The sequence below is a fragment of the Bacillus sp. C1 genome (assembly GCF_054570475.1).
The window spans coordinates 100,560-122,889 of the sequence record NZ_JBTMZT010000010.1 but is presented as its reverse complement, the minus strand read 5'-3'; the positions used below and the strand labels follow the sequence as shown (position 1 = coordinate 122,889).

Sequence of the window (22,330 nt, the reverse complement as noted above, 5' to 3'; positions counted from 1 at the left end):
GAGGAGACAGGGTGCTAGTTCTAGGGAAAAGAAAGCAGATTGACCAATATTTTCGCTGCTTGTCCACAGTATGTTTGGATACTCATTTTCTTATGAATTATTATACTGAATATGAATTTACTTTCATAAGAGACCGTATACTTGGTAAAAAGCATTTAAAAAAAGCGCTGAGAAAATGTGGTTGTCAAGAACCAGCAGCGTTAAAAGAGAGAATTGAGTGGTTTTTAGAAGAGGGGTCGCGTTACGAATTTAATTCTATGCGCAATCAATTAAGCCCTCTTTCAGAAGCGAGGAGGAAACAGTTACCTAAAGATCAACCCGACTATGAAAAACTTTATGTCGCTAATCATGGGTTACATATGTTACCGGATTCTGGGATTGCTGCATTTGATTATGCATGGTGTATTTGTTTGAGCCGGATTGGTAGGAGATTAGGTTATTTATCCAAAAAGGAAGCGAATCATTACATGGTGCAAGCAGCAAAACTTGCCCAAAACTCCTATTCGGATTGGAACGAGTATTTTCTTGCTTTTCATATCGGTAGTCATTTTAATAAATTGGACACAGAATTTATAAATCAGGACAAGTACAATCTTAATTATACGCTTAGAATGTTTAGAAGTAAGGACTCATACGTGAATACAATTGCATGGGAAAACGAACTGCTTACAGATTTGAATTAAGAATATTTTTAAAGTTAAAATTCTGAGAATCGTTATTTCTCAGGATTTTTTTATTATTCAAACGGTGTTTCGTTGCGTAAAGAGTGTATGCTTAGCGTGATAAAAATATAGAGGAAATTTTGGCGAAGTTAAAAAGAGAAGGTACAAATAAACTTCTATACTACGATGAAAAGAGGATATTTATATATTCTTGCTGAAAAAGAATATGTAAATATATGTTGAAAGAAGTTGATCCAGAATGAATAATGAAGAACTTATAAAGACTCAATTTGGTAGTAACGCTGAAAAGTATGTCAAAAGTCAAATTCATGCAAAAGGGTCAGATTTGCAATACTTAATGCAGCAAGTTCAAGATCATAAAAATGCTCGTCTTCTTGATATTGCTACAGGAGGTGGACATGTAGCGAATACATTAGCACCATTATTCAAAAGTGTAGTTGCTCTTGATTTAACGGAACAAATGTTGGAAAAAGCAAAAGAATTTATTCATTCTAATGGACATGATAACGTTTCATTTGTAGCTGGAAATGCTGAGAATTTACCATTCTCTAATGCATCATTTGATACAGTAGTGTGTCGTATTGCAGCACATCATTTCCAAAATCCATCTCAGTTCATTCAGGAAGTACATCGAGTGTTAGAAGAAATGGGTTTTTTCATTTTAATTGATAATGTTTCTCCAGAAAATCCAGAGTATGATACATTTTATAATTTTATTGAGAAGAAACGTGATCCGAGTCACGAACGAGCTTTGACAAAAACAGAATGGATCTCATTATTAGAAAAAAACGGTTTGCAAATGCGATCATGTATTACATTTGAGAAACAATTTCATTTTGATTGGTGGTGCGACATGATGGATGTGCCACAGCAAACGCGCTCAAAGTTAACAGATTGTATGATGAAAACTTCAAATGAAATGAAGGAGTTTTTTAAAATTTGTTTTGAAAATAATAAAGTAGAATCGTTTTATACTGAGATGGCACTCTTTGTATGTCAAAAAAGCTCAACTTTAAAAAGATAATTATCTTGCGGTCTTCTCTAAGTACGCTATACTTATTACATTGAAAATAAGAATGAAGGAGTACTTATAATGATTCGCGTACGTATTGAAGGAACTGAACAAGAGATTGTTGAATTTTTGGAAAGAATGCCTGAAATTCCTGGGTTTGAAAAGACACATGTTAGAGAGCCAAAAAAGGGAAACAATCCAAAATATGATACAAGTAAGAACGTACTGGCATATTTGTCGTATAAGAAGATGGAAACTGCTGTGCACAAATAATAAAGTCTTTAAAAAAACAATAAAATTGTTTAATGATAGAAAGCTGAAACGACACAACATACAGTGTCGTTTTTTCTATTTATGTATAATAGAAATGTAGAACATTTCAGTAACAGAGTAGAACTTCTATTAAAGGAGTATTTTGAATGTTCCATCTCGAATTAACGGGCAGTAAGACCTCGACCTCAAGATTCAGAGAGAAGCAAGGAAGATAGGTGGGGGATCAACTGCCCGTAAAAGCCCGATTGGTGAGGGCTGATAATCAGTGAGGGATGAAGAAAACCCCCACTGATTAAAGTTTCACTTTATATCTACACAGCGGAATAACTTAATTAAATGATTTTTATTTAAAAATACAGTAGTTGAATCGAGAGAATACGTTCTTGAAGTATGTAATTGTTATATGCATCTTTTGACCAGTTATCGTGCGAAAACGACCGATTATCGAAATTTCATTTACAGTAACTGAAATAGTTTTTATAGTTAGAGCGAGTGAAAGGGAAGTGGTGAAGTGAAGTTTGAAGTGTCGATTGATCCATCTTATAAAGAGCCGAAAATCATTATTCTAACGGATAAGATGACAGATGAGATAGCTGATATTATGAAGCGATTGTCAGAAACTCATATGGATTCATTAGCTGTATTTTCAGAAAGAGGTGTTGAAATTGTTGCATGTAAAGATATCGTTAGAATCTATACAGAGAAACAGAAAGTATTTCTCCAAACCGCTTCTGGTATTTATCACGTTCGCTCAAGGTTATATGAACTGGAAGAGAAATTAAATAGTCAGTTTTTCGTTCGTATTTCAAATTCAGAGATTGTTAACATTCAAATGATCACGAGTATGGATATTAGTATGACAGGAACAATTGGCGTGTCATTAACAGGGAATATCAAAACGTATGCTTCTCGGCGCTATGTTTCAAAAATCAAGAAATTATTTGGAATATGAGGTGGAAAGGTTTTGAAAAAATTACGTAGTCGAGTTGTTGGTGGTTTTGTTATTGGTGTGATTATTGGGCAAATTGTGCAACTCCTTATTTCGTTCACATTAGGTCAAGGAGAGTACATACCAGTTGTAGACCAGTTTCGCTCTTTCTTTGTTAGTGAGATGTCCGCTGTTTTAGTACAAATATTGTTAACAGGGCTGATTGGGGTCACGTTTGCGACAAGTGCACTTGTTTTTGAAATAGCAAAATGGAGTCTATTAAAACAGTACATCGTTCATTTTTGTATAACGGCATTAGTATGGGGGCCGATTGTAATGCTGCTTTGGATGCCACAAACACATTTCGGTACATTCATTTTTTTTATTAGTTTTTTAGGTACGTATGTCATCACATGGGTGATTCAGTACATCGTTTCAAAGAATGATGTAAAAAAAATTAATGCGGCGATTCAATTAAGGAAACTAGAGGGGAGAAGTGAGGAATAATGGCTGTTGTTATAAAAAATCTAACGAAAAGATTTAAAAAACGCACAGCTGTCGAAGATCTTACACTGACCATTAAAAAGGGCGAATTCTTCGCACTTTTAGGGCAAAATGCTGCTGGGAAAACGACAACAATAAAAATGCTTAGTTGCTTACTTACACCTACAAGTGGTGATGCGCTGATGTTAGGAGATAGTATCGTCGAAAATCCGAAAGCAGTAAAACAAAAAATAAACATTTCACCACAAGAAACAGCGGTAGCTCCGAATCTTTCTGTAAAGGAAAATTTAGAATTCATCGCGAGTATTTATGGAAGTAATAAACAAGAGGCTAAACAAAAGGCGATGGAAATGATGATAAAGTTTGGACTTTTGGAGCGTGCAAAAAATAAAGCAAAAACATTATCAGGTGGGTTACAGCGTCGTTTAAGTATTGCAATGGCACTTATTTCGTCTCCTAACATTATTTTTTTAGATGAGCCAACACTAGGACTTGATGTTCGTGCTAGGCGTGATTTATGGAAAGTTTTACTTGAATTAAAGGGTAAAATCACGATTATTTTAACGACGCATTATTTAGAAGAAGTAGAAGCACTTGCTGATCGCGTTGGTATTATGCATAGTGGTAAGTTACATGCACTTGGAACGATTGATGAATTAAAAGAAAATACGGGGCAATCATCTTTAGAAGATATTTTTCTTACATTAACTGAAGAGGAGGTCAAACTATGAGATATGTAGCGTTTGCTTCACGTAATCGTAAAGAGATGTTACGAGATCCTCTCACGCTTCTTTTGGGAATTGTGCTACCGGTTATTATTATGTGTCTGTTTTCAATCATGCAGAAAAATATGCCTTTTGACCTATATAATATAGAAAACTTAACGCCAGGTGTAATCGTGTTTAGTTTTTCCTTTATAACGTTATTTTCAGGAATGCTGATTGGGAAGGATAAAAGCAGTTCATTTTTAATGCGGATTTTTGCTTCTCCCATGTCTGCGTTTGATTACATTACTGGATACACTTTGCCGTTATTACCGATTGCAATTCTTCAAATTGTTATTTGCTTTATTTCAGCATTTTTCTTGGATTTATCCTTTAATGTGGATGTACTAGTTGCCGCTTTTTTGCTCATTATCATTGCGATGCTTTATATTGGATTTGGTCTACTATTTGGTACATATTTCACAGATAAGCAAGTTGGCGGGATTTTTGCGATTTTCGTCAATCTTACGACATGGTTAAGTGGCACTTGGTTTAAGCTAGATATGATTGGTGGTACGTTTAAAACAATTGCTTACGCATTGCCATTTGCTCATGCAGTTGATACGATACGATTTGCTTTAGCGGGTGAATACAGTGATTTTGTTGTACCTTTAGTATGGGTCATTGGCTATACGATTATTATATTTGTAATTGCTGTTTTGGGATTTAGAAGGAAAATGAAAGATTAACTAAATTGCATCCAAATTGTTAGGCACATTCTTACAATCTGGATGCAATTTTTTATGGTTACATTCCTTCAAAAAAGAATAAGATAAGCATGGCGAAGGTAAGTGGTGGAGATTTTTAGGAGGATAAAAAGAATGATAAGAGATTTAACGTATAATTTATTGAAAAAGTAACATAACTAACGGTAAGCAATAATGTATTTTATTATTTGTTGCTTTGTAATAAAGGAGGAAATAATATGGCATTCATCTGGTCCTTAATTGTCGGAGGTATTTTAGGATGGCTTGCAAGTTTGATTATTGGAAGAGATGTACCTGGTGGCGTTATCGGTAATATTATTGCAGGGATCATCGGTTCTTGGATCGGTACAGCTTTACTTGGTAAATTTGGTCCTGTGATAGGTGGATTTGCAATTATACCAGCATTAATCGGGGCTATTATTTTAATTTTCATTGTAAGCTTCTTATTGAGAGCAATGAGAAAATAAGTGGTAAAGGACTGTTTACGTTGGTAAGCAGTCCTTTTGTATTATTTTGTGTAATCTGTTATGCTACTGTTATACAATCAGGAGGTGTCAGCATTGAAATCATTTACAGTAAACTTTCATCAAGAAGACAATGCAAAAGCAACAACAGTACATAAGTTAAGTGAAGAAGACTTCAATAAAGCAACAGAAAACGGTACTCGTCATCTATTTGATTTAGATACAAATGTTGGTTTTTTTGTATTCTTTGATGCAGAAGATGCGGAAGGAAATGACCAATACTTAATGTTACAGTATGAAGGAGATCATGAAGAACCAAGTGCTTGTTACGGATTTGATTTGAAACTATTCTATCAATTTTTAGCGCTATACTTAAATGATCTTGAGTTCCAAGGTGAAACAGATGAAGAAGAGGAAGAGTATGGTCCGATTCATCATTTAGCTCATTTACTTTACCATATTGTTGAAGATGGAAAAAGCATTGAAGTATAAATACATAGTTGGAGCTGTCCTTTTACAAGGGCAGCTCTTTTGATTTGTTACGCTCTACTGAATATACAAAGTAAGTTTGAACAATCCCCCCCATTATTAATAAGCATGCACAAATATAAAATAATATGCTCCCGCTTACATGACTTAATATAACTGCTCCTATAGCAGGACCGCATGTTCGCGAAATATCCCAATGTATGCCGTATATAGAGAAATACAATCCGCGATTGTGACTCGGTGCAATCTCCGCAACAAATCGTAGTAAGTGATTTAAAGCAATGCTTTCTCCGATTGTTAGAAATAAAAGCGTAAAAAATAGTGACCATAATGTTGTTGCATAACCATACCCAATGGCTGCAAGTGTATAGCAAATATATGAAATCACGATTATTTTAGGCATCGAAAACCGTTCAGACCATTTGACAAGACCAACTTGTAGGATGATTTCCATGACAGCTTTACAAGTTGAGATGAATGCGAGAACAAATAAGAAATTCGGAAAAATATTTGCTGCAAATACGCGATAATTTGTTTCAGTTTGCGCATAAAAAAAGCTAATCGGAAGAGTAGATAGCATGAGTCCAAATACAATATAATGCTTAGAAATAAACTGTTTACGTGTTGTTGCTTGTGCTGCTTTTTTATTTATTTGAATAGTTGGTGCTGTTTCTGGAAGTTGTGTCCATACAACAATTGCGTACAATACGAGAGTTACAGCTTGAATCATAAATAAGTATTCGGGATGAGTGCTATAAAACAAGACGCCAATGAATGGACCGATTACAGCACCAATAGCTCCTACTGTTTGAAGAACGGCAAATATTTCTGCTTGTTGTTCTTGCGCAGTTAAGTCTGCAATTTGTGCACGCTGAGCAGGAATATATAAGGAACGACCAATACCATTCATTACATATAACAAAGCGAAGAAAGTGACTGATGCAGCGAAAATAAATCCGCCTATTGCAATTGCCTGCACGAATAATCCGAGTAACATCATTTTCTTTCTACCATACTTATCTGTTATCCCTCCCGCAATGATTGTGAATACAATATCAGAAAGTGGCTGTAATCCAAACAAAAGCATCGTGAGAACCACATTACCTTCTAACGCTTTATTAACATGGATAATAAAAATAATAGCCAACATAGCCTCAGTTGTTCTAGTTAGTAATTCGCCTAATAACCGAATCCAGATTGGCTTACTGTAACGTTTTATAAGGTTATTCATTCTTGATTGCCTCCTTTCTATCATATCTTTCGAGAGGACTCCCACCTCTAAACATATGTGTAAATGCTGCGGCGAATATTTTACGAAAAGTAGTCCCGAATGCATGGGAAAACGGGATAGAGGGGTTAGGCGTGAAACAGCTCGCTAGTGTGTTAACCCCGCTGACGTTAATCGTCCGTTAGGTCGAAACGTTAGGAACCTCCACTTCAAGCTTTGCTAAGTGGGGGAGTATTCATATGGAAATCTTAGAATAGAAGCAAGAAATGAAAAAGGGTAGAATAAAAGAGAGGGATTTTTCACCTTTTAGGGGGAGAGATATGGTTATTTTAGATCAGTACATTCAGCTTTGGCTCCAGTATGGAAAAGGGAGAACAGAGGGAGAAAAAATAGAAATATCATTACAAAATGTATCGGAAACATTGTTTTGTACAGATCGTAATAGTAAATTGATTATTAAAAAATTAGAAGAGCTAGCTTGGATTTGTTGGTTTCCAGGACGCGGGAGAGGGAATCGGTCAAAGTTATCGTTTCAAAAAGTTCCTGCTGCCTTAATTTTAGAAAAGGGGAAAGAGATAACGAAGCAAGGAAATATAAAAGGAGGGAGAGAGTTTGTTGCCCAATATATGTTGTATTTTCCATCTTTGCAAACACAATTCCAAACTTGGATCAACTCAATATTTGGTTATCAGATTGAAATGACGACGCAAGGGAGACAAGATGTACTTCGTTTACAAGTTGAAATGAATCCAAACATTGTTTTGGATCCTGTATATGCTACAATGCGTTCGGAATGTCATATCGTGAAACATGTATACGATACGCTTGTATATGTTAACGAGAGTACAAACGTAATAGAGCCGAGACTTGCGTTTCATTGGGAATATAATGACAATCAAAAAGTTTGGACGTTTTATTTACGTAAAGGTGTGCAGTTTCATAATGGTAAACGCTTTACAGCTCACGATGTTGCGTACACATTCGGTAGATTTATGAATATGGAGGATAATCCGTATTTTTGGATGCTGCAACATATTGAAAGAATTTGTATTGTAAATGAACATGTTGTGGAGATTTACTTACATACAGAAAATAAGTTATTCATACATATTTTAAGTACAGAACAGTGTTCTATTATAACAGAAGATAATGTAAGTGGGACGGGGCCATTTAGGTTATGTGAAAATAATGAATCGATAGTTGTATTAGAAGCACATAATTCGTATTTTCGAGAACGTCCTTTTCTTGATCGGATTGAATTATGGAATGTACAGGAAAGTATTGAAGCATATGATGTTTCGATGAAGGCAGAACATCAAGGAATGGGGAGACCTCATAAAGAAATTTCCAAATTGGAATCCAATGTAACATACGTTACGTTAAATGTAAAAAAACAAGGTCCGTTACAAGATATCACGTTTCGGAAAGCGTTATATAAAATAATTCATAGTAGCAAAATGATACACGAGTTAGAGGGGGAACGTGAGGAGATAGCAACTGAACTATTGTTAGGAAATAGTGTCGTTTGCAGAATAACAGAGGACATTAATCATCTTTTACAAAAAAGTAAGTATAGTGGTGAAACATTATATTTATATACATTTAAAGGACAAGATCATCTGGAAGATTCAGAATGGATTCAAAAAGAGTGTGCAAAGTATGGGGTTGCGATTGAAATACATTTTCTTGATGTTCAGGAATTATTACAGATGGACATAATTGAACAAGCAGACATTATCCATGATAGTGCTACAATCAGTGAGCGCATAGAACTAAGTTTTCTATATATGTTTCTATCAAAAAATAGTTTTATTCATCAGCATAGCCTTCTGGATTTTCATGAACAATTCATGGCGTTCTTTACCGAACCAAATAAGGAAAAACGGATTACACTGTTACGCGATGTGGAGAACACTTTGTTACGTCAGATTCATATTATTCCTTTATATCGTAATAAACAGCATATAAGTACAAATGAAAAAGTACAAAATATAATGATTAATTCACAAGGGTGGATTGATTTTTATAATATATGGTTTAAACCTTAATATATAAGCATTGAAAAAGGTTCTTTTGCAAACGTAAAAGGACTTTTTTTATGTGGAAGGACTTTTATTTAACATATTTTTACTAACGTCTGTTTACAACGTAACAGTGTTATGTTACATTGTTATTAGGAAGGAGTGTTATACAGGTGAGTACGGATTTAATTTCAAAAAAGGATTTATTGGAACTGACTAGTATTTCATACGGACAGCTATATAGATGGAAAAGAAAGAATTTAATACCTGAAGATTGGTTTGTAAGAAAATCAACTTTTACAGGGCAAGAAACATTTTTTCCAAAAGAAAAGATATTAGAACGAATTGATAAAATTCAAACGATGAAAGAGGATTTGTCTCTTGATGAATTAGCAAATATGTTTTCACCGAGTGTTACAGAAATTTGTTTAACGAAAGATGATGTAATACGAAAAGAGATTGCTTCAGAAGCAGTTATACAATTTTTTATCGAACAAACGAATAAACTAGCTGATTTTCAATTTACAGATATTCTTTACGTGTATATTTTAGAAGAACTTCTCCAATCAGGAGAGATTAGTTTAGAAGAAGGAAAGATGATTTTACAAGTTTTGCAGGATAATTATGAAAATATAAAGTATAAAAATTGTGACGTAGTTGTAATTCGGAAGTTAGGAATTTCTACATGTTTCTTAGTGTCAAATGTGGAAGACTTACTTTTTGAAAAGGGAACAAAGATCGTTGTACGTGTAGCAGTTATGAATTATACAGAAGCATTAAAAACAAAATTGTTATAGTGGAGGAGAAATCATGCGATCAGAAAATTTAATTATAAATGGTTACGGTTCTTCTAATGGTGGAGAGTTTCATAAAGTACAATTAAATGGAAAAGGAACTGTAAACGGAAATGTTGAATGTAACGATTTTGAATGTAATGGTTCTGGCAATGTAAATGGCAATTTAAAAAGCGAAAACACAAGAATTAGCGGATTCGGTAAAGTTGACGGTATCGTAAGTGCTGAAAATATGAGAATTGATGGAAAAGCAACCATTACAAAAGATGTAAAAGCTAGCAATTTAAAAATTGCTGGAAAAGGAACAATTGGTGGTACGTTGACTGGAGAAGAGCTCAAAATCCGTGGTCAAGCGACGATTGATGGTAATTGCGAAGTGGATATTTTTTCATCAGAAGGGCAGTTCACAATCGGTGGTTTACTAAGTGCAGATGAAATTGACATAGATATTCATGGTACATGTAGAGCAAAAGAGGTAGGCGGTCAAACTATTAAAATAAGACAAAGATTAACAGCCTTTAGTAGGTTGTTTAAAACAGTGTTTGGATCACATTTAGAAGCGGAATTGTTAGAAGGTGACAACATTGATATTGATCATGTGCACATTAATATAGTAAGAGGTAACAATATCACCGTAGGTCCGAATTGTGAGATTGGACGTATTGAATGTACAGGGATTCTTCATGTTGACAAAAACGCGAAAGTGAAAGAAATTCAGCAAGTTTAATTTTCTAGGAAGAGAGGAATACGTATGGAAAAGCAGCATAGCCTCACTGTGAACGGATCGGGTAGTTCGGCAGGTGGAGATTATAGTAAAGTGAAAATTCGCGGCGAAGGAACAATTTCTAATCAGCTTAGTTGTAATGAGTTTAAAACATACGGAACGAGTGATGTTCATGGTAATGTGAAGGCGAAAAATTATGTAGTATATGGAGATAGCGAAGTACAAGGGAGTTTACAAGCAGAATATGTGAAAGTATACGGTAATGCTCAAGTACAAGGTAATGCTCACGTTGACAAAACGAAAGTTAGAGGCATGCTTGAAACGAAAGGGAGATTATCTGGTAATGTAGTAGATGTTAAAGGTGCTTTAAATGTTAAGGAGGACATTGAAGTAGAAGAATTATTATTAGTTGGCGGACTTGAAAGTGAAGGTTTATTAAACGCGGAACATATTCAAATTACACTTCGTTTTGAGGGAAGTAAAGTTCGAGAAATTGGCGGGAAAAAGATTAGTATACGAAAAAAAGCTAGATTTAATCCTTTTATCAGCCATACTGGTAATCTTCAAACATCAACTATCGAAGGAGATGACATTTATTTAGAACATACAATAGCGGAAGTCGTAAGGGGAAACAATATTACAATTGGTCCTGGTTGTGAAATAAGTGTTGTAGAATATCATACGAGTTTTAATCAAAAAGGAACATCAGTGGTAAAAGAACATAAACAAATATAGGTATAAGAATGAGAGGGACATATAGAGTTGCAAGTAATCATAAACTCGGATTGTTTGATGTGGTATTTGGATTATCTAGTATTATCAGGTTGATACATGGTGTCATTATATATAAATCCAAATTAAAAAACGAACATCAAACCATTCTTTTCAGATGGATGAGAGAATCCGGCCATGGATAGAAGCGGTCAGTGCCTTTTTTAGCCCCATTCCATGTGAAAACAGAAGGAGAAAATGAGTGAAGGTCTCTGTCTGTTCTTCATAACCATCATGTATCTGTTAGAAAATCAAATTGCATTTATATATACCCCTGTTGAATATAAGTTGTGGCTATGAAGCCAAAAAGAGAAAAGGAGACCTGCACTCCTTTTCTCTTTTTGGTTTATGCATAGATAAATGTAATCTTCTACTTAAAGATAAGTTTTTATGGAAGTTCGTAATATTGATGTATGACGCATCTAAATAGAATCGCTATGGGCATAAAAAATGAAAAAGAGCATCTTCGAGTAGTGCTCTTTTTCATAATGAATCATAAAATGGCATCATGAAAGTGACAAAAGGAGTGGAAAATTGCGAACGTATCTATTAAAAGACACGGCTACAAAATAATATATGAAAGTTTATTTTGTAGGTGACAGTAAAATGAAAAGTGTCGGCTGAATCTTTGGAAAGAACAGGAGCTTACATCAAGGTTGTAATGAAAGAAGTAGTAAATCATATTATAAGCTCTGCAAGTGCAGAATTAGGATTTATGATTGATGCGAAAATCCCACAACATCCATGGTAAAACATAAAAAACGAATTCATTTTAATGTAGGCCTGTTAATTAAAATCAGCCTTTGCACAAACACATTTCGACCTTATTTCATAAACTGTTAAAGTATAAAATATATGATTTAAATGGCTAGTTCATGTACAGAATTATTTCTGAAGGAGTGAGTAAAAGAATGGGTAAGTTCAATAATTGTAATCCTTTTTTTCCTAATGACTGTTTCCCATGCGCATTCCCTGAATTTTTAGGCCCAACGGGAGCAACAGGAGCAACAGGGGCAACAGGGGCAACAGGAGCAACAGGAGCAACAGGAGCAACAGGAGCAACAGGGGCAACGGGAGCAACAGGAGATCCAGGCCCAACAGGTCCAACAGGTCCAACAGGAGCAACAGGAGCAACAGGAGCAACAGGAGCAACAGGAGCAACAGGAGCAACAGGAGCAACAGGAGCAACAGGAGCAACAGGAGCAACAGGAGCAACGGGGGTAACAGGAGTAACAGGAGTAACAGGACCACTTGTAACAGCTAATAATGCTCGTATAACGAATCCTGCAATTCAAACGGTAGCAGCTGGAGCTGATGCTCTTTTATCTACTAATAATACTATTAATGGAACAGCAATTACTCATACACCACCATCACCTTTTATTGTATTAGAGCCGAATCAAACATATTATGCTGCTTATGAAGTTGCAACAAATTTAGGTCTTGCTAATCAAGGAACTGCAATCGTGCAATTCAATTTGGATGGAGCTTTACTTGGAGGAACACAAAGTGAGTTTAATTTAATTGGTTTAAGTACAGTTTTCCCAGATGCAGTTAGAGTATCACACAGTTCACAAGCCGTATTTAATACAGGGGCAGCTCCTGGTGTATTATCGTTAGTTAATGGCTCAGCTCATACATTAACTTTTGAAGGAGCTAATATTGATATAGTGAAATTAGCATAGTATAATTTTTTAGGAGACGTTTCAAAATCCTTTTTTACAAGACGAAAACCCACAGAGGAAATGTATTTTCTCTGTGGGTTTTGTTATTTTTTCATTTTTATTCCTTAAGCTTACCTGGGGCGCTTATAAGCGATGTTGTTCAGTCAAAACTCAATTAGCCTTCAATTACTTCGTATTCATCGTCTGTTAATAATAAAATTTGTGTTTTTTTACCTTTGTTTTGGACTTCAATTACATCGTATGTACCTAGGTCTCTTAATTTATTTTGAGAAACGTTTACCATTACTTCAATAGAATCGATTAAAATATCTTCTTCTATATATGATTCAGGCAATGCCATATCCTCAGTATTTAATACACATGTGTATAGGTTTTGTATGTCAGCAGTCGTGGGATTTTGTTCTTCGACATCAATGATGTTTTTTACTGCTTCCATACTTTCTTCTTTTACTTGATATACTTTAATTTTAGCCATTGCTTCATTCTCCTTTATAACGTAATCGTAGAGGCTACAGTTTATTATAACGTTTTTTCGTGGAAAGATGAAATTGTTTCCTTTCGTAAAGTGAATGATCCTTTTTAAATACTCTTACTAGGCATTGTTTATATTATTTGGACACAACCTGGTACAGTTTCATTCTTCGGTCGTACTAACAAGTAATTGCGTTCATTCTGTTCGTGAAAAGTGAAGGTTTTAAATGAATCCTGTATGAATGGGTAACAATACTCCTACGGCGAAATTTATCGAAAATACAGAAGTTAACTTAGAGAGAAAATGCCCGTCAAAGTCCGATTAGTGAGGGCTCTCACTAAAGTTTTATAACTTAAACAATAAAACATTCTTATCGTATTCTTGCAAGCACCATTTATATTTAGTCAGAATAGTAGAAGGAACAGTCTCTTGATCAAGGTTCACTTCTTTAAAACCATATTTTTTATAAAAAGATGCCAGCTCTTCAAAAGGAATGCAATAAGTATTAGGTACATTAGATTGTTTTGCTTCGTTTACTAAGAAAGAAACGAGCTCTCCAGCTAATTTATACCCTCTATATTTAGGGAGTATGTAAATACCGCCCATTTCTATCGTACTCTCATCAATCTGAACGAGACGTCCAACTCCCGCATATTCTTCGTTGTGTGTCACAATTGCCACTTTATCTTTTTTTAAGTCACTGGATACAAATCCAACTATTTTATATTGATGATTAATCCATTCTAAATCCTCTGATGAAGCAAATTTGATTTCCATAAAAATACACTCCTTTGAAAATTCTGCTATTTATATTGTATAGGAAATACTATTATTTGTAACGAACTAGCAGTATGGTATTTAACTTGATATAGGTAGTTTACATGTCATTTTGACAATGAAGTTCATCTTTCAATATTCCGTGCATAGAATATAGAATAGTTTAATAATACTTTTTCTTTCTTCAATAGTGGTTTACGTATATAATTTAAAGGTAATTGTTCTTATTTTAGTATACTTATAATAGAATAGAGGTTTAAAAAATGAGTGTTAAAATTATTACCGATAGTGCGGCGGATTTACCAATAGAATTGCTGCAAGCTTACGATATAGATTTAATACCACTTCGTGTATATGATGAAGCTGAAACAGAATATTTAGATGGTGTTACATTAGAATCGGTTCAATTATTACAGAAAATGAGAGAAGGCGAAGTTTACAAAACATCACTGCCTTCATTAGAAACGTTCCAAGAGAAATTTACTACATATGCGAAGCTAGGGACACCTTGTATTTATTTAGCATTTTCATCTGAACTTTCAGGTACATATCAATCTTCGGTTGTTATTAAGGAAGAGGTAAAAGAAGAAAATCCAGATCTCGATTTAGAAATCATCGATACAAAATGTGCTTCACTTGGTCAAGGGATTGTCGTATTAGAAGCTGCCAAAATGGCTAAAAAGGGTGCATCGAAAGAAGAAATTTTGAACCGGATTGCTTTTCTAACAAAACGTATGGAACATATCTTTACGGTAGCTGATTTGCAGTATCTTGTAAGAGGCGGGCGGTTAAGTAAGGTAGCTGGATTTATTGGTGGCTTATTAAATATTAAACCAATTTTAAATGTAGAAGAAGGTAAGCTTGTACCACTTGAAAAGATAAGAGGTAAAAAGAAAGTTTTAAGCCGAATGCTTGACATTATGGAAGAGCGGGGGAATAATCTTACAGGTCAAACAATCGGAATCACACATGGTGACGATTTAGAAACTGCGAATGCATTACAAGCATTAATTACTGAAAGATTTGGCTGTGAAGTGTTTATTGTAAACACAATCGGATCAGCAATCGGAGCACATACAGGGCCAGGCGTTTTAACATTGTTCTTCTTAAATGAGGTAGAGTAAAGGGTTGATCATGATGATCAACCCTTTTTTATATAGATATAATATATTATGATCTTTTCATAAGTGAACTGCGTTTGATTTAAAACATATGATACATGTAAAGGAACTTAATTATAGCGATGATTTTTCAGTGAATACAGGAACCTCCAATCATTGTGTGGTATATGTGTCTGTTTATACGGGATGTTTTGTACTCTTCGAAAAATATAAATTGTAAAAATAATTAATTATCTTATTTACAAACAGCAGGGCATAGGAGTAATATATTGTACATAAATTCATATCACTATTCGCTGAGTCCATATGGAGCGGGGGAACCAACTTTTGTGCGATTGCACTTGGGGTGAATCCTTCTTACATGTAGGTAGGGCTACTCTCTAGGCCCGAATCCGACAGCTAACCTCGTAAGCGTTTTGAGAGGAGATACTATGGTGATTTTCAAAAACACTGGGTAAACTTCGGTGTCTTTTTTTATACCTTTTTACTGGAAAATAATTCAAAAAAGGATGAGGCATTTGAAAGGGACACCCATAAAAACTACAAATTCGCTTTTTTCTTTTTCTTCTCATTCCCAGCCTTCTGAGTTAAGAAGGGAACTTGGGATGAGACATTTAACAATGATTTCTATAGGGGGAAGCATCGGTACGGGATTATTTATTGCAAGCGGAAATACTATTCATACAGCAGGACCTGGCGGAGCAGTTTTAGCTTATTTGTTAATTGGCTGTATTGTGTATCTGTTGATGACCAGCTTAGGAGAAATGGCAGCGTATATGCCTACATCGGGTTCTTTTAGTACGTATGCTTCTAAATTTGTAGATCCGGCATTCGGTTTTGCGATTGGATGGAATTACTGGTTTAGTTGGACGATTACCATTGCAGTTGAAATTTCAGCAGGAGCCATTCTTATGAAATATTGGTTTCCATATAGCTCGTCTATTCTTTGGAGTGTGTTATTCATCCTATTTATGTTTGGAGTGAATATCCTTTCAGTGAAACATTATGGAGAAATGGAGTTTTGGCTTTCACTTATAAAAGTTATTACCATTATTGTGTTTATTACGTTAGGAATCGCAACGATATTTGGGGTTTTTAAAGGAGACTCTACTGGGTTTCATAATCTAACAATGGGAGACGCACCTTTTCATGGAGGTTTTCTTTCTATATTTAGTGTATTTATGATTGCAGGGTTTTCTTTTCAAGGTACAGAAATGGTCGGAATTGTAGCTGGAGAAAGTAAAGATCCTAAAAAGCACATTCCAAAAGCTGTGCGGCAAATCTTTTGGAGAATTCTCTTATTTTACATACTTACCATCTGTGTAATTGGAGTCATAGTTCCCTACACAGATCCGAATTTAGCCAACAATGACATTGGTAATATTACAATGAGTCCCTTTACACTAGTATTTGAGAAAGTTGGATTCGCGTTTGCAGCTTCTGTTATGAATGCAGTTATTTTAACATCCGTTCTATCAGCAGGTAATTCTGGAATGTATGTTGCAACCCGAATGTTATGGGTAATGGCAAAAGAAGGGAAAGCCCCAAAATGCTTTAAAAAAATGAATAAACAAGGTATTCCTATTTATGCATTACTTATGACAACGACTGTAGCAACCATAGCATTTACAGCTTCTTTATTTGGGGAAGGTCAAGCATTTATATGGCTTTTGAATGCTTCGGGACTTTGTGGATTTATTGTCTGGTTAGGAATTGCTGTAAGCCACTATCGTTTTCGGCGAGCTTATCTACATCAAGGGAAGGATCTTAACAAACTCCCATATCAAGCGAAATGGTATCCGATCGGTCCTATTTTAGCGTTTATAACATGTACCATTATTCTTTTAGGACAGAATTATTCCGCATTTACAGGATCACATGTGGATTGGTATGAAGTACTTGCTACTTATATTGGATTACCACTATTTTTAGCATTTTGGTTAAGCTATAAAGTTATGAAAAAAACAAAGGTGATTCCATTACAACAAGTCGATTTAGAGCATCCTGATCATTAAGAATGGAAATTAGGGAGATAGACATATGGAACTAGACATTGTACTCAGATTATTAGTAGCAATACTTGTGGGAGCAATAATAGGATTAGAGAGACAATGGCACAACTGTATAGCTGGATTACGTACAAATATACTTGTCTCTGTAGGTGCTGCACTTTTTGTGCTATTAAGTGTGCTTACTCCGCACGACAATACACCGACAAGAATTGCTTCTCAAATTGTAAGCGGGATTGGTTTTTTAGGTGCTGGCGTTATTATGAAAGATGGATTAACAGTACGAGGTCTAGATACAGCCGCAACCTTATGGTGTTCTGCGGCTGTAGGGACGTTAGCTGGCAGCGGTTATTTACTAATAGCTATAACAGGAACGATTTTGATTGTTAGTATAAATAGTTTACTAAGACCCGTTTCAAAATGGGTTTCTCAAAAAGCTGAGACAGGTTTTAAATATTCACAGCGGGTTCATTCTCTTTCTTATCGAGTGCAGCATAAAGCATCGGAGAAAAAATAGTGTTAGGGAAAAACGATTTTTAAAACTGTAATTTTGTTGGTGGAATTCCATGCCCATCAAGCTAATATTATGATGTGCCTCAAAAGTGAAAAAATGTAATAAAAAAGGATAGATAAAGTTAGAGTACCATATCTATCCTTTTCTGTACTCCAAATACTTAAGTTTGTTATCCCTTACAGAAAAAACTGAGTCAGTTTTTAAATGAGCATAGTGATAAGTATAGATGAAAAAGCGAGTTATTAATCTATTTATTTTTATGTTATGATATTTTTATATTATATGCGTCAATGGGATTTACAATTTGTAACAGTATACCCAAGTTATTTGTATGAAGAGTGATTAGTCATTGATTTTGTTTTTTTAGTTATAACAATCCCATTTTTAGTAATGCAAGCTTTCTTATTAATATTTAATTTTTTCCATTTTGATAAAAAAACAAAGTAAATTTTAATATAAGGAGATATCTACATGAGTTTGAAAGAACATGCAATGCAAGAATTTCAAGAGAAAATATCTTCAAATGAAAATATACAACATATGATTTCGGCTTATTATGAGATGCAAAGCGGTATATCTGGCTTAGTAGGAGTACCAAATGGGAATTCTACACCTATGAGAGGTATTCTAGCTTGCACAGAACGCCAGCTTTTATTTTATAGTGAAGTATTTGGCAAGTTTCCTATTTCATTACAGATACCTTACCACGCAATTAATGAAATAAAAGAGAAAAAACAAGCTTTTACGCTTTTTAAAATGATTCCTGTTATTGTTATTTCCCATCAAGATCAAGATGTTTTTTCAGCACGCGGAAATGAAGAGGAATTTGTACATTTAAAAGATTTTTTTGAAAAAGTGAAGGCTATGTCCAATTAATTAATTTTAACAAAAGTACATTTAAAATTTAATTGTTTAAAAGAAAATAAGAATTTTTGTATACAAACTATTTTCGGCATATTCGTGTATTGGGTTCTACACATTTTCAGATTTCGGATATGTTCACTCCTAAATATCAAGGATTCCAGTGATAGTGGTCAAAATGTTGGCGTGAAAACTCAACTATGATTTTTTATATGCAATTAAATATGTATAATTGCATAAATAAATTAAGGTATATTAGGTTATTATTGAATTAAGTTTTTAAGGAGGATATCTTAATACACTCCAATAGAGAACAATCCTTTTATAAAGAGTAAAAGCGTTTCAGTTATCGATGAAAATGAAATGTAGGAGAACGATATGAACAGGAAAAAGAAATTATGTACACTAGCTTTTATAACAGCAATATCTTCCATTACTATAACAATTCCAACAGAAGCGTCTGCTTGTGGAATAGGAGAAGTAGTGAAACAAGAGAACCAAGAGCACAAACGTGTGAAGAGATGGTCTGCGGAGCATCCGCACCATCCTAATGAAAGTACACACTTATGGATTGCGCGAAATGCGGTTCAAATTATGAGTCGTAATCAAGATAAGACGGTGCAAGCAAATGAATTACAATTTTTAAATACTCCTGAATATAAGGAGTTATTTGAAAGAGGTCTTTATGATGCTGATTACCTGGATGAGTTTAACGATGGAGGTACAGGTACAATCGGTATTGACGGGCTAATTAGGGGAGGATGGAAATCTCATTTCTACGATCCTGATACGAGAAAGAACTATAAAGGGGAAGAAGAACCAACAGCCCTCTCGCAAGGAGATAAATATTTTAAATTAGCAGGTGAATACTTTAAGAAGGATGACCGAAAACAAGCTTTTTATTATTTAGGTGTTGCGACGCACTACTTCACAGATGCGACTCAGCCAATGCATGCTGCTAATTTTACAGCTGTCGATATGAGTGCCTTAAAGTTTCATAGTGCCTTTGAAAATTATGTGACGACAATTCAAACACAATTTGAAGTGAAGGACGGAAAAGGCGTATATGGTTTAGTGAATTCTAATGATCCAAAACAATGGATTCATGAAACTGCAAGACTCGCAAAAGTAGAAATCACGAATATTACTAGTGATCAGATTAAATCTCATTATAATAAAGGAAACAATGTTCTTTGGCAACAAGAAGTTATGCCAGCTGTTCAGAGAAGTTTAGAAACAGCTCAAAGGAATACGGCAGGGTTTATCCATTTATGGTTTAAAACATATGTTGGCAAAACTGCTGCTGAAGATATTGAAAAAACTGTAGTAAAAGATTTTAAGGGAGAAGCAATACAAGAACATAAAAAATATTTCGTTGTGCCGAGTGAGTTTTCAAATAGAGGTTTGACTTTTGAAACGTATGCGAGGAATGACTATGCACTATTATCTAATCACGTAGATGATAATAAAGTTCATGGGACACCAGTTCAGTTTGTATTTGATAAAGAGAATAATGGAATTCTTCACCAGGGAGAAAGTGCACTGCTGAAAATGACGCAGTCTAACTATGATAATTACGTATTTCTCAATTACTCTAATATGACAAATTGGGTACATCTTGCAGAACAAAAAACAAATACTGCTCAGTTTAAAGTGTACCCAAATCCGAATAACCCATCTGAGTATTACCTATATACAGATGGATACCCAGTAAATTATCAAGGAAATGGTAACGAAAAGAGCTGGATTGTGTTAGGGAAGAAAACGGATACACCAAAAGCGTGGAAATTTATTTCAGTTGAATAGGATCTTCTAAAAGAGAGAAAGAAAATATATATAGTGTAATAATAGTTCATGTGTTTAAAATGAGATCTTGTTCATTTGCTAGTATCTAATTTCAAAGGGGATTTGTATATATGTCATTTCAAAAAACAAAACTAGGTATGGTTGCTATTTCTTCATTCTTTATTTTAGGTTCTTCGTCCTTGTCATTTACAAATACTACATATGCTGAAGCAGTTTCAGCGACTACGAAAGCAGGGGCAGTTTTAACACAAGAGGTTACTGCAACTAATTATGATGATACGTATTATAATAGTACGAAGGGGAAAACGGGTTCAGAATTAAAAAAGGAACTTCATACTATTATTGATGATCATACAAAAATATCATACAGTGCGGTTTGGGATGCATTAAGAGATACGGATGAAGATCCAAATAATAAAAATAATGTGATCCTTTTATATACAGGGCGTTCGCAAGGGAAACTTACAAATGGTTCAGGTGTAGATAACTGGAACCGAGAGCATGTTTGGGCAAAATCTCACGGTAATTTTGGGACAGCAGCAGGACCAGGAACGGATCTACACCATTTAAGAGCGACGGATGTATCTGTCAATAGTTCACGTGGAAATTTGGATTTTGATAACGGTGGCGTGAATCATTCAGAAGCGACAGAGTGTAAATACGATAATGATTCTTGGGAACCTCGTGATAGTGTAAAAGGTGATATTGCTAGAATGTTATTTTACATGGCTGTTCGTTATGAAGGGGATAACGGTGAAGTAGATTTAGAACTTAATGAGCGAGTGAATAACAATAAAGATCCATATATGGGAAAACTATCTGTCTTACTAAAATGGAATGAACAAGATCCTGTTGATGACTTTGAGCGAAAGCGTAATGAAATAATCTACTCAAAGTATCAACATAATCGTAATCCATTTATTGATCATCCTGAATGGGTGAATGAGATTTGGAAATAGATGAGTAAAGTTATGGTTTGATAAAAATGTAAAGTAGAAAGGAGTGGTCCTAATGGCCACTCCTTTCTTATATATAAATCCATTTTGATTTTTCGACACATAACCCGCTGCTATGAAGAACAAAAAGTGTACTACACTCATTTTCTCTCTTTGTTTTAACTTGGCATGGGGCAAGAAGAAGGGCTGATCGCTTCTATGCATGGCCGGATACTCTCTCCCAACTAAAAAGAATGGTTTTATGTCATTTTTAAAATTTAGATTTATATATTTACTCCACAATAATGGGTCTATAAGGGATTGGTGAGGAGAGTATCATAGAGGTTTTTACCGTACCAAACGGGATGACAATATCGATTAATGATTCTAATTCTTTCATTGATTGCACAGCCACTTTTAAATAATAGCTACTTTCTCCTGTTACTCGGTGGCATTCAAGTATTCTATGTTCGTTGTATATGTTCTCTTCGAATTTTTTGCAAGGGATTTTTAAGTTCTCTATTCTTAAAAACGCTTGAATTCCTTTGCCAACTGCATCAGGAGAAATGCGTGCGGTATATTTTTCAATTATCCCTGCATCATATAATCGTTTGAGTCTTTCTGTAACACTAGGACGACTAAGGTGTAAATGTTCCGTCATTTCTTTAATTGTCATTCTGGCATCTTCTTGTAAAAGTAAAATGATCTTTTTATCGATTTCATCCATAATGTATACTCCTTTACAAAACTGAAAATAAATAACTAAAATACCTTCATAATATAAAGTT

25 protein-coding genes and 1 riboswitch are annotated in these 22,330 nt (G+C 34.6%); of the genes, 21 read left to right on the top strand and 4 right to left on the bottom strand.

Going from position 1 to position 22,330, the window contains the following annotated elements; genetic code table 11:
* Positions 1-74 precede the first annotated feature (74 nt).
* The 9 genes from ACX5JI_RS21210 to ACX5JI_RS21170 all read left to right on the top strand — a co-directional run bounded on the left by ACX5JI_RS21210 (position 75) and on the right by ACX5JI_RS21170 (position 5,827).
* Positions 75-683 carry a DUF1266 domain-containing protein gene (locus ACX5JI_RS21210; RefSeq protein ID WP_243765202.1) on the top strand — a complete coding sequence of 203 codons (609 nt, stop codon included), beginning with the start codon at positions 75-77 and terminating at the stop codon, positions 681-683.
* 238 nt (positions 684-921) lie between these two features.
* Positions 922-1,707, top strand: coding sequence for a class I SAM-dependent methyltransferase (locus tag ACX5JI_RS21205; RefSeq protein WP_459503000.1), 786 nt, complete (start codon positions 922-924; stop codon positions 1,705-1,707).
* Positions 1,708-1,776: 69 nt separating this feature from the next.
* Positions 1,777-1,968, top strand: a complete 192-nt coding sequence (locus ACX5JI_RS21200; RefSeq protein ID WP_459502999.1) for a YvzF family protein — start codon at positions 1,777-1,779, stop codon at positions 1,966-1,968.
* A gap of 511 nt (positions 1,969-2,479) precedes the next feature.
* On the top strand, positions 2,480-2,920 hold the full coding sequence (locus tag ACX5JI_RS21195) for a LytTR family DNA-binding domain-containing protein (RefSeq protein WP_459502998.1): 441 nt from the start codon (positions 2,480-2,482) through the stop codon (positions 2,918-2,920).
* Positions 2,921-2,932: 12 nt separating this feature from the next.
* A complete protein-coding gene (locus ACX5JI_RS21190; protein ID WP_459502997.1) occupies positions 2,933-3,403 on the top strand; it encodes a DUF3021 domain-containing protein in 471 nt (156 codons plus the stop codon).
* Positions 3,403-4,131, top strand: coding sequence for an ABC transporter ATP-binding protein (locus tag ACX5JI_RS21185; protein ID WP_459502996.1), 729 nt, complete (start codon positions 3,403-3,405; stop codon positions 4,129-4,131). The genes ACX5JI_RS21190 and ACX5JI_RS21185 overlap by 1 nt, the downstream gene beginning before the upstream one ends.
* Positions 4,128-4,853, top strand: a complete 726-nt coding sequence (locus ACX5JI_RS21180) for an ABC transporter permease (protein WP_459502995.1) — start codon at positions 4,128-4,130, stop codon at positions 4,851-4,853. The genes ACX5JI_RS21185 and ACX5JI_RS21180 overlap by 4 nt, the downstream gene beginning before the upstream one ends.
* Positions 4,854-5,089: 236 nt before the next feature.
* Complete coding sequence (locus tag ACX5JI_RS21175; protein ID WP_459502994.1) at positions 5,090-5,338, top strand: GlsB/YeaQ/YmgE family stress response membrane protein; 249 nt, start codon at positions 5,090-5,092, stop codon at positions 5,336-5,338.
* 93 nt (positions 5,339-5,431) lie between these two features.
* Positions 5,432-5,827: a cytosolic protein gene (locus tag ACX5JI_RS21170; RefSeq protein ID WP_459502993.1), complete on the top strand. Its 396-nt coding sequence runs from the start codon at positions 5,432-5,434 to the stop codon at positions 5,825-5,827.
* Between the two features lie 22 nt (positions 5,828-5,849).
* Here ACX5JI_RS21170 and ACX5JI_RS21165 read toward each other — a convergent pair whose 3' ends face one another.
* Entirely contained in the window at positions 5,850-7,055 is a 1,206-nt protein-coding gene (locus ACX5JI_RS21165; protein WP_459502992.1) for an MDR family MFS transporter, read from the bottom strand.
* Positions 7,056-7,318: 263 nt separating this feature from the next.
* Here ACX5JI_RS21165 and ACX5JI_RS21160 point away from each other — a divergent pair, with 263 nt between their 5' ends.
* The 6 genes from ACX5JI_RS21160 to ACX5JI_RS21135 all read left to right on the top strand — a co-directional run bounded on the left by ACX5JI_RS21160 (position 7,319) and on the right by ACX5JI_RS21135 (position 13,047).
* Positions 7,319-9,100, top strand: a complete 1,782-nt coding sequence (locus tag ACX5JI_RS21160; RefSeq protein ID WP_459502991.1) for an ABC transporter substrate-binding protein — start codon at positions 7,319-7,321, stop codon at positions 9,098-9,100.
* A gap of 146 nt (positions 9,101-9,246) precedes the next feature.
* Positions 9,247-9,870: a YhbD family protein gene (locus ACX5JI_RS21155; RefSeq protein ID WP_459502990.1), complete on the top strand. Its 624-nt coding sequence runs from the start codon at positions 9,247-9,249 to the stop codon at positions 9,868-9,870.
* Positions 9,871-9,883: 13 nt separating this feature from the next.
* Positions 9,884-10,594: a polymer-forming cytoskeletal protein gene (locus ACX5JI_RS21150; RefSeq protein ID WP_459502989.1), complete on the top strand. Its 711-nt coding sequence runs from the start codon at positions 9,884-9,886 to the stop codon at positions 10,592-10,594.
* Between the two features lie 24 nt (positions 10,595-10,618).
* Positions 10,619-11,326 carry a polymer-forming cytoskeletal protein gene (locus ACX5JI_RS21145; RefSeq protein ID WP_459502988.1) on the top strand — a complete coding sequence of 236 codons (708 nt, stop codon included), beginning with the start codon at positions 10,619-10,621 and terminating at the stop codon, positions 11,324-11,326.
* A gap of 649 nt (positions 11,327-11,975) precedes the next feature.
* Positions 11,976-12,113 carry a hypothetical protein gene (locus tag ACX5JI_RS21140; protein ID WP_459502987.1) on the top strand — a complete coding sequence of 46 codons (138 nt, stop codon included), beginning with the start codon at positions 11,976-11,978 and terminating at the stop codon, positions 12,111-12,113.
* Between the two features lie 160 nt (positions 12,114-12,273).
* Positions 12,274-13,047: a collagen-like protein gene (locus ACX5JI_RS21135; protein WP_459502986.1), complete on the top strand. Its 774-nt coding sequence runs from the start codon at positions 12,274-12,276 to the stop codon at positions 13,045-13,047.
* Positions 13,048-13,201: 154 nt separating this feature from the next.
* On the opposite strand, the gene ACX5JI_RS21130 is transcribed toward ACX5JI_RS21135, so the two are convergent.
* Together ACX5JI_RS21130 and ACX5JI_RS21125 are read right to left on the bottom strand one after the other, a co-directional pair.
* Complete coding sequence (locus ACX5JI_RS21130; protein WP_459502985.1) at positions 13,202-13,522, bottom strand: hypothetical protein; 321 nt, start codon at positions 13,520-13,522, stop codon at positions 13,202-13,204.
* A gap of 342 nt (positions 13,523-13,864) precedes the next feature.
* The gene (locus ACX5JI_RS21125; RefSeq protein ID WP_459502984.1) at positions 13,865-14,296 is read right to left on the bottom strand and encodes a GNAT family N-acetyltransferase; all 432 of its coding nucleotides are present in this window, start codon (positions 14,294-14,296) and stop codon (positions 13,865-13,867) included.
* 263 nt (positions 14,297-14,559) lie between these two features.
* Between ACX5JI_RS21125 and ACX5JI_RS21120 the strand changes: the two genes are divergently transcribed.
* From ACX5JI_RS21120 to ACX5JI_RS21095, 6 genes are all read left to right on the top strand, one after another.
* Positions 14,560-15,420: a DegV family protein gene (locus ACX5JI_RS21120; protein WP_459502983.1), complete on the top strand. Its 861-nt coding sequence runs from the start codon at positions 14,560-14,562 to the stop codon at positions 15,418-15,420.
* Between the two features lie 281 nt (positions 15,421-15,701).
* A riboswitch (cyclic di-AMP (ydaO/yuaA leader) is annotated at positions 15,702-15,845 on the top strand.
* 90 nt (positions 15,846-15,935) lie between these two features.
* Positions 15,936-17,432, top strand: a complete 1,497-nt coding sequence (locus ACX5JI_RS21115) for an amino acid permease (protein WP_459502982.1) — start codon at positions 15,936-15,938, stop codon at positions 17,430-17,432.
* A gap of 25 nt (positions 17,433-17,457) precedes the next feature.
* A complete protein-coding gene (locus tag ACX5JI_RS21110) occupies positions 17,458-17,943 on the top strand; it encodes an MgtC/SapB family protein (protein ID WP_459502981.1) in 486 nt (161 codons plus the stop codon).
* A 468-nt stretch (positions 17,944-18,411) separates the two neighbouring features.
* On the top strand, positions 18,412-18,816 hold the full coding sequence (locus ACX5JI_RS21105) for a GRAM domain-containing protein (RefSeq protein WP_459502980.1): 405 nt from the start codon (positions 18,412-18,414) through the stop codon (positions 18,814-18,816).
* 363 nt (positions 18,817-19,179) lie between these two features.
* Positions 19,180-20,607 carry a zinc dependent phospholipase C family protein gene (locus tag ACX5JI_RS21100; protein ID WP_459502979.1) on the top strand — a complete coding sequence of 476 codons (1,428 nt, stop codon included), beginning with the start codon at positions 19,180-19,182 and terminating at the stop codon, positions 20,605-20,607.
* Positions 20,608-20,717: 110 nt separating this feature from the next.
* Entirely contained in the window at positions 20,718-21,566 is an 849-nt protein-coding gene (locus tag ACX5JI_RS21095) for an endonuclease I family protein (RefSeq protein WP_459502978.1), read from the top strand.
* Between the two features lie 268 nt (positions 21,567-21,834).
* Here the strand turns inward: ACX5JI_RS21095 and ACX5JI_RS21090 are convergent, their stop codons facing one another.
* Positions 21,835-22,269, bottom strand: a complete 435-nt coding sequence (locus ACX5JI_RS21090; RefSeq protein WP_459502977.1) for an Lrp/AsnC family transcriptional regulator — start codon at positions 22,267-22,269, stop codon at positions 21,835-21,837.
* Positions 22,270-22,330: the final 61 nt, after the last annotated feature.

What these genes read in the sequence shown, in the direction of transcription:
- ACX5JI_RS21205 (WP_459503000.1), top strand. Translation starts at nt 922, where the DNA reads ATGAATAATGAAGAACTTATAAAGACTCAATTTGGTAGTAACGCTGAA.
- ACX5JI_RS21200 (WP_459502999.1), top strand. Translation starts at nt 1,777, where the DNA reads ATGATTCGCGTACGTATTGAAGGAACTGAACAAGAGATTGTTGAATTT.
- ACX5JI_RS21185 (WP_459502996.1), top strand. Translation starts at nt 3,403, where the DNA reads ATGGCTGTTGTTATAAAAAATCTAACGAAAAGATTTAAAAAACGCACA.
- ACX5JI_RS21180 (WP_459502995.1), top strand. Translation starts at nt 4,128, where the DNA reads ATGAGATATGTAGCGTTTGCTTCACGTAATCGTAAAGAGATGTTACGA.
- ACX5JI_RS21175 (WP_459502994.1), top strand. Translation starts at nt 5,090, where the DNA reads ATGGCATTCATCTGGTCCTTAATTGTCGGAGGTATTTTAGGATGGCTT.
- ACX5JI_RS21165 (WP_459502992.1), bottom strand. Translation starts at nt 7,055, where the DNA reads ATGAATAACCTTATAAAACGTTACAGTAAGCCAATCTGGATTCGGTTA.
- ACX5JI_RS21160 (WP_459502991.1), top strand. Translation starts at nt 7,319, where the DNA reads ATGAAAAAGGGTAGAATAAAAGAGAGGGATTTTTCACCTTTTAGGGGG.
- ACX5JI_RS21150 (WP_459502989.1), top strand. Translation starts at nt 9,884, where the DNA reads ATGCGATCAGAAAATTTAATTATAAATGGTTACGGTTCTTCTAATGGT.
- ACX5JI_RS21145 (WP_459502988.1), top strand. Translation starts at nt 10,619, where the DNA reads ATGGAAAAGCAGCATAGCCTCACTGTGAACGGATCGGGTAGTTCGGCA.
- ACX5JI_RS21135 (WP_459502986.1), top strand. Translation starts at nt 12,274, where the DNA reads ATGGGTAAGTTCAATAATTGTAATCCTTTTTTTCCTAATGACTGTTTC.
- ACX5JI_RS21130 (WP_459502985.1), bottom strand. Translation starts at nt 13,522, where the DNA reads ATGGCTAAAATTAAAGTATATCAAGTAAAAGAAGAAAGTATGGAAGCA.
- ACX5JI_RS21125 (WP_459502984.1), bottom strand. Translation starts at nt 14,296, where the DNA reads ATGGAAATCAAATTTGCTTCATCAGAGGATTTAGAATGGATTAATCAT.
- ACX5JI_RS21120 (WP_459502983.1), top strand. Translation starts at nt 14,560, where the DNA reads ATGAGTGTTAAAATTATTACCGATAGTGCGGCGGATTTACCAATAGAA.
- ACX5JI_RS21110 (WP_459502981.1), top strand. Translation starts at nt 17,458, where the DNA reads ATGGAACTAGACATTGTACTCAGATTATTAGTAGCAATACTTGTGGGA.
- ACX5JI_RS21105 (WP_459502980.1), top strand. Translation starts at nt 18,412, where the DNA reads ATGAGTTTGAAAGAACATGCAATGCAAGAATTTCAAGAGAAAATATCT.
- ACX5JI_RS21100 (WP_459502979.1), top strand. Translation starts at nt 19,180, where the DNA reads ATGAACAGGAAAAAGAAATTATGTACACTAGCTTTTATAACAGCAATA.
- ACX5JI_RS21095 (WP_459502978.1), top strand. Translation starts at nt 20,718, where the DNA reads ATGTCATTTCAAAAAACAAAACTAGGTATGGTTGCTATTTCTTCATTC.
- ACX5JI_RS21090 (WP_459502977.1), bottom strand. Translation starts at nt 22,269, where the DNA reads ATGGATGAAATCGATAAAAAGATCATTTTACTTTTACAAGAAGATGCC.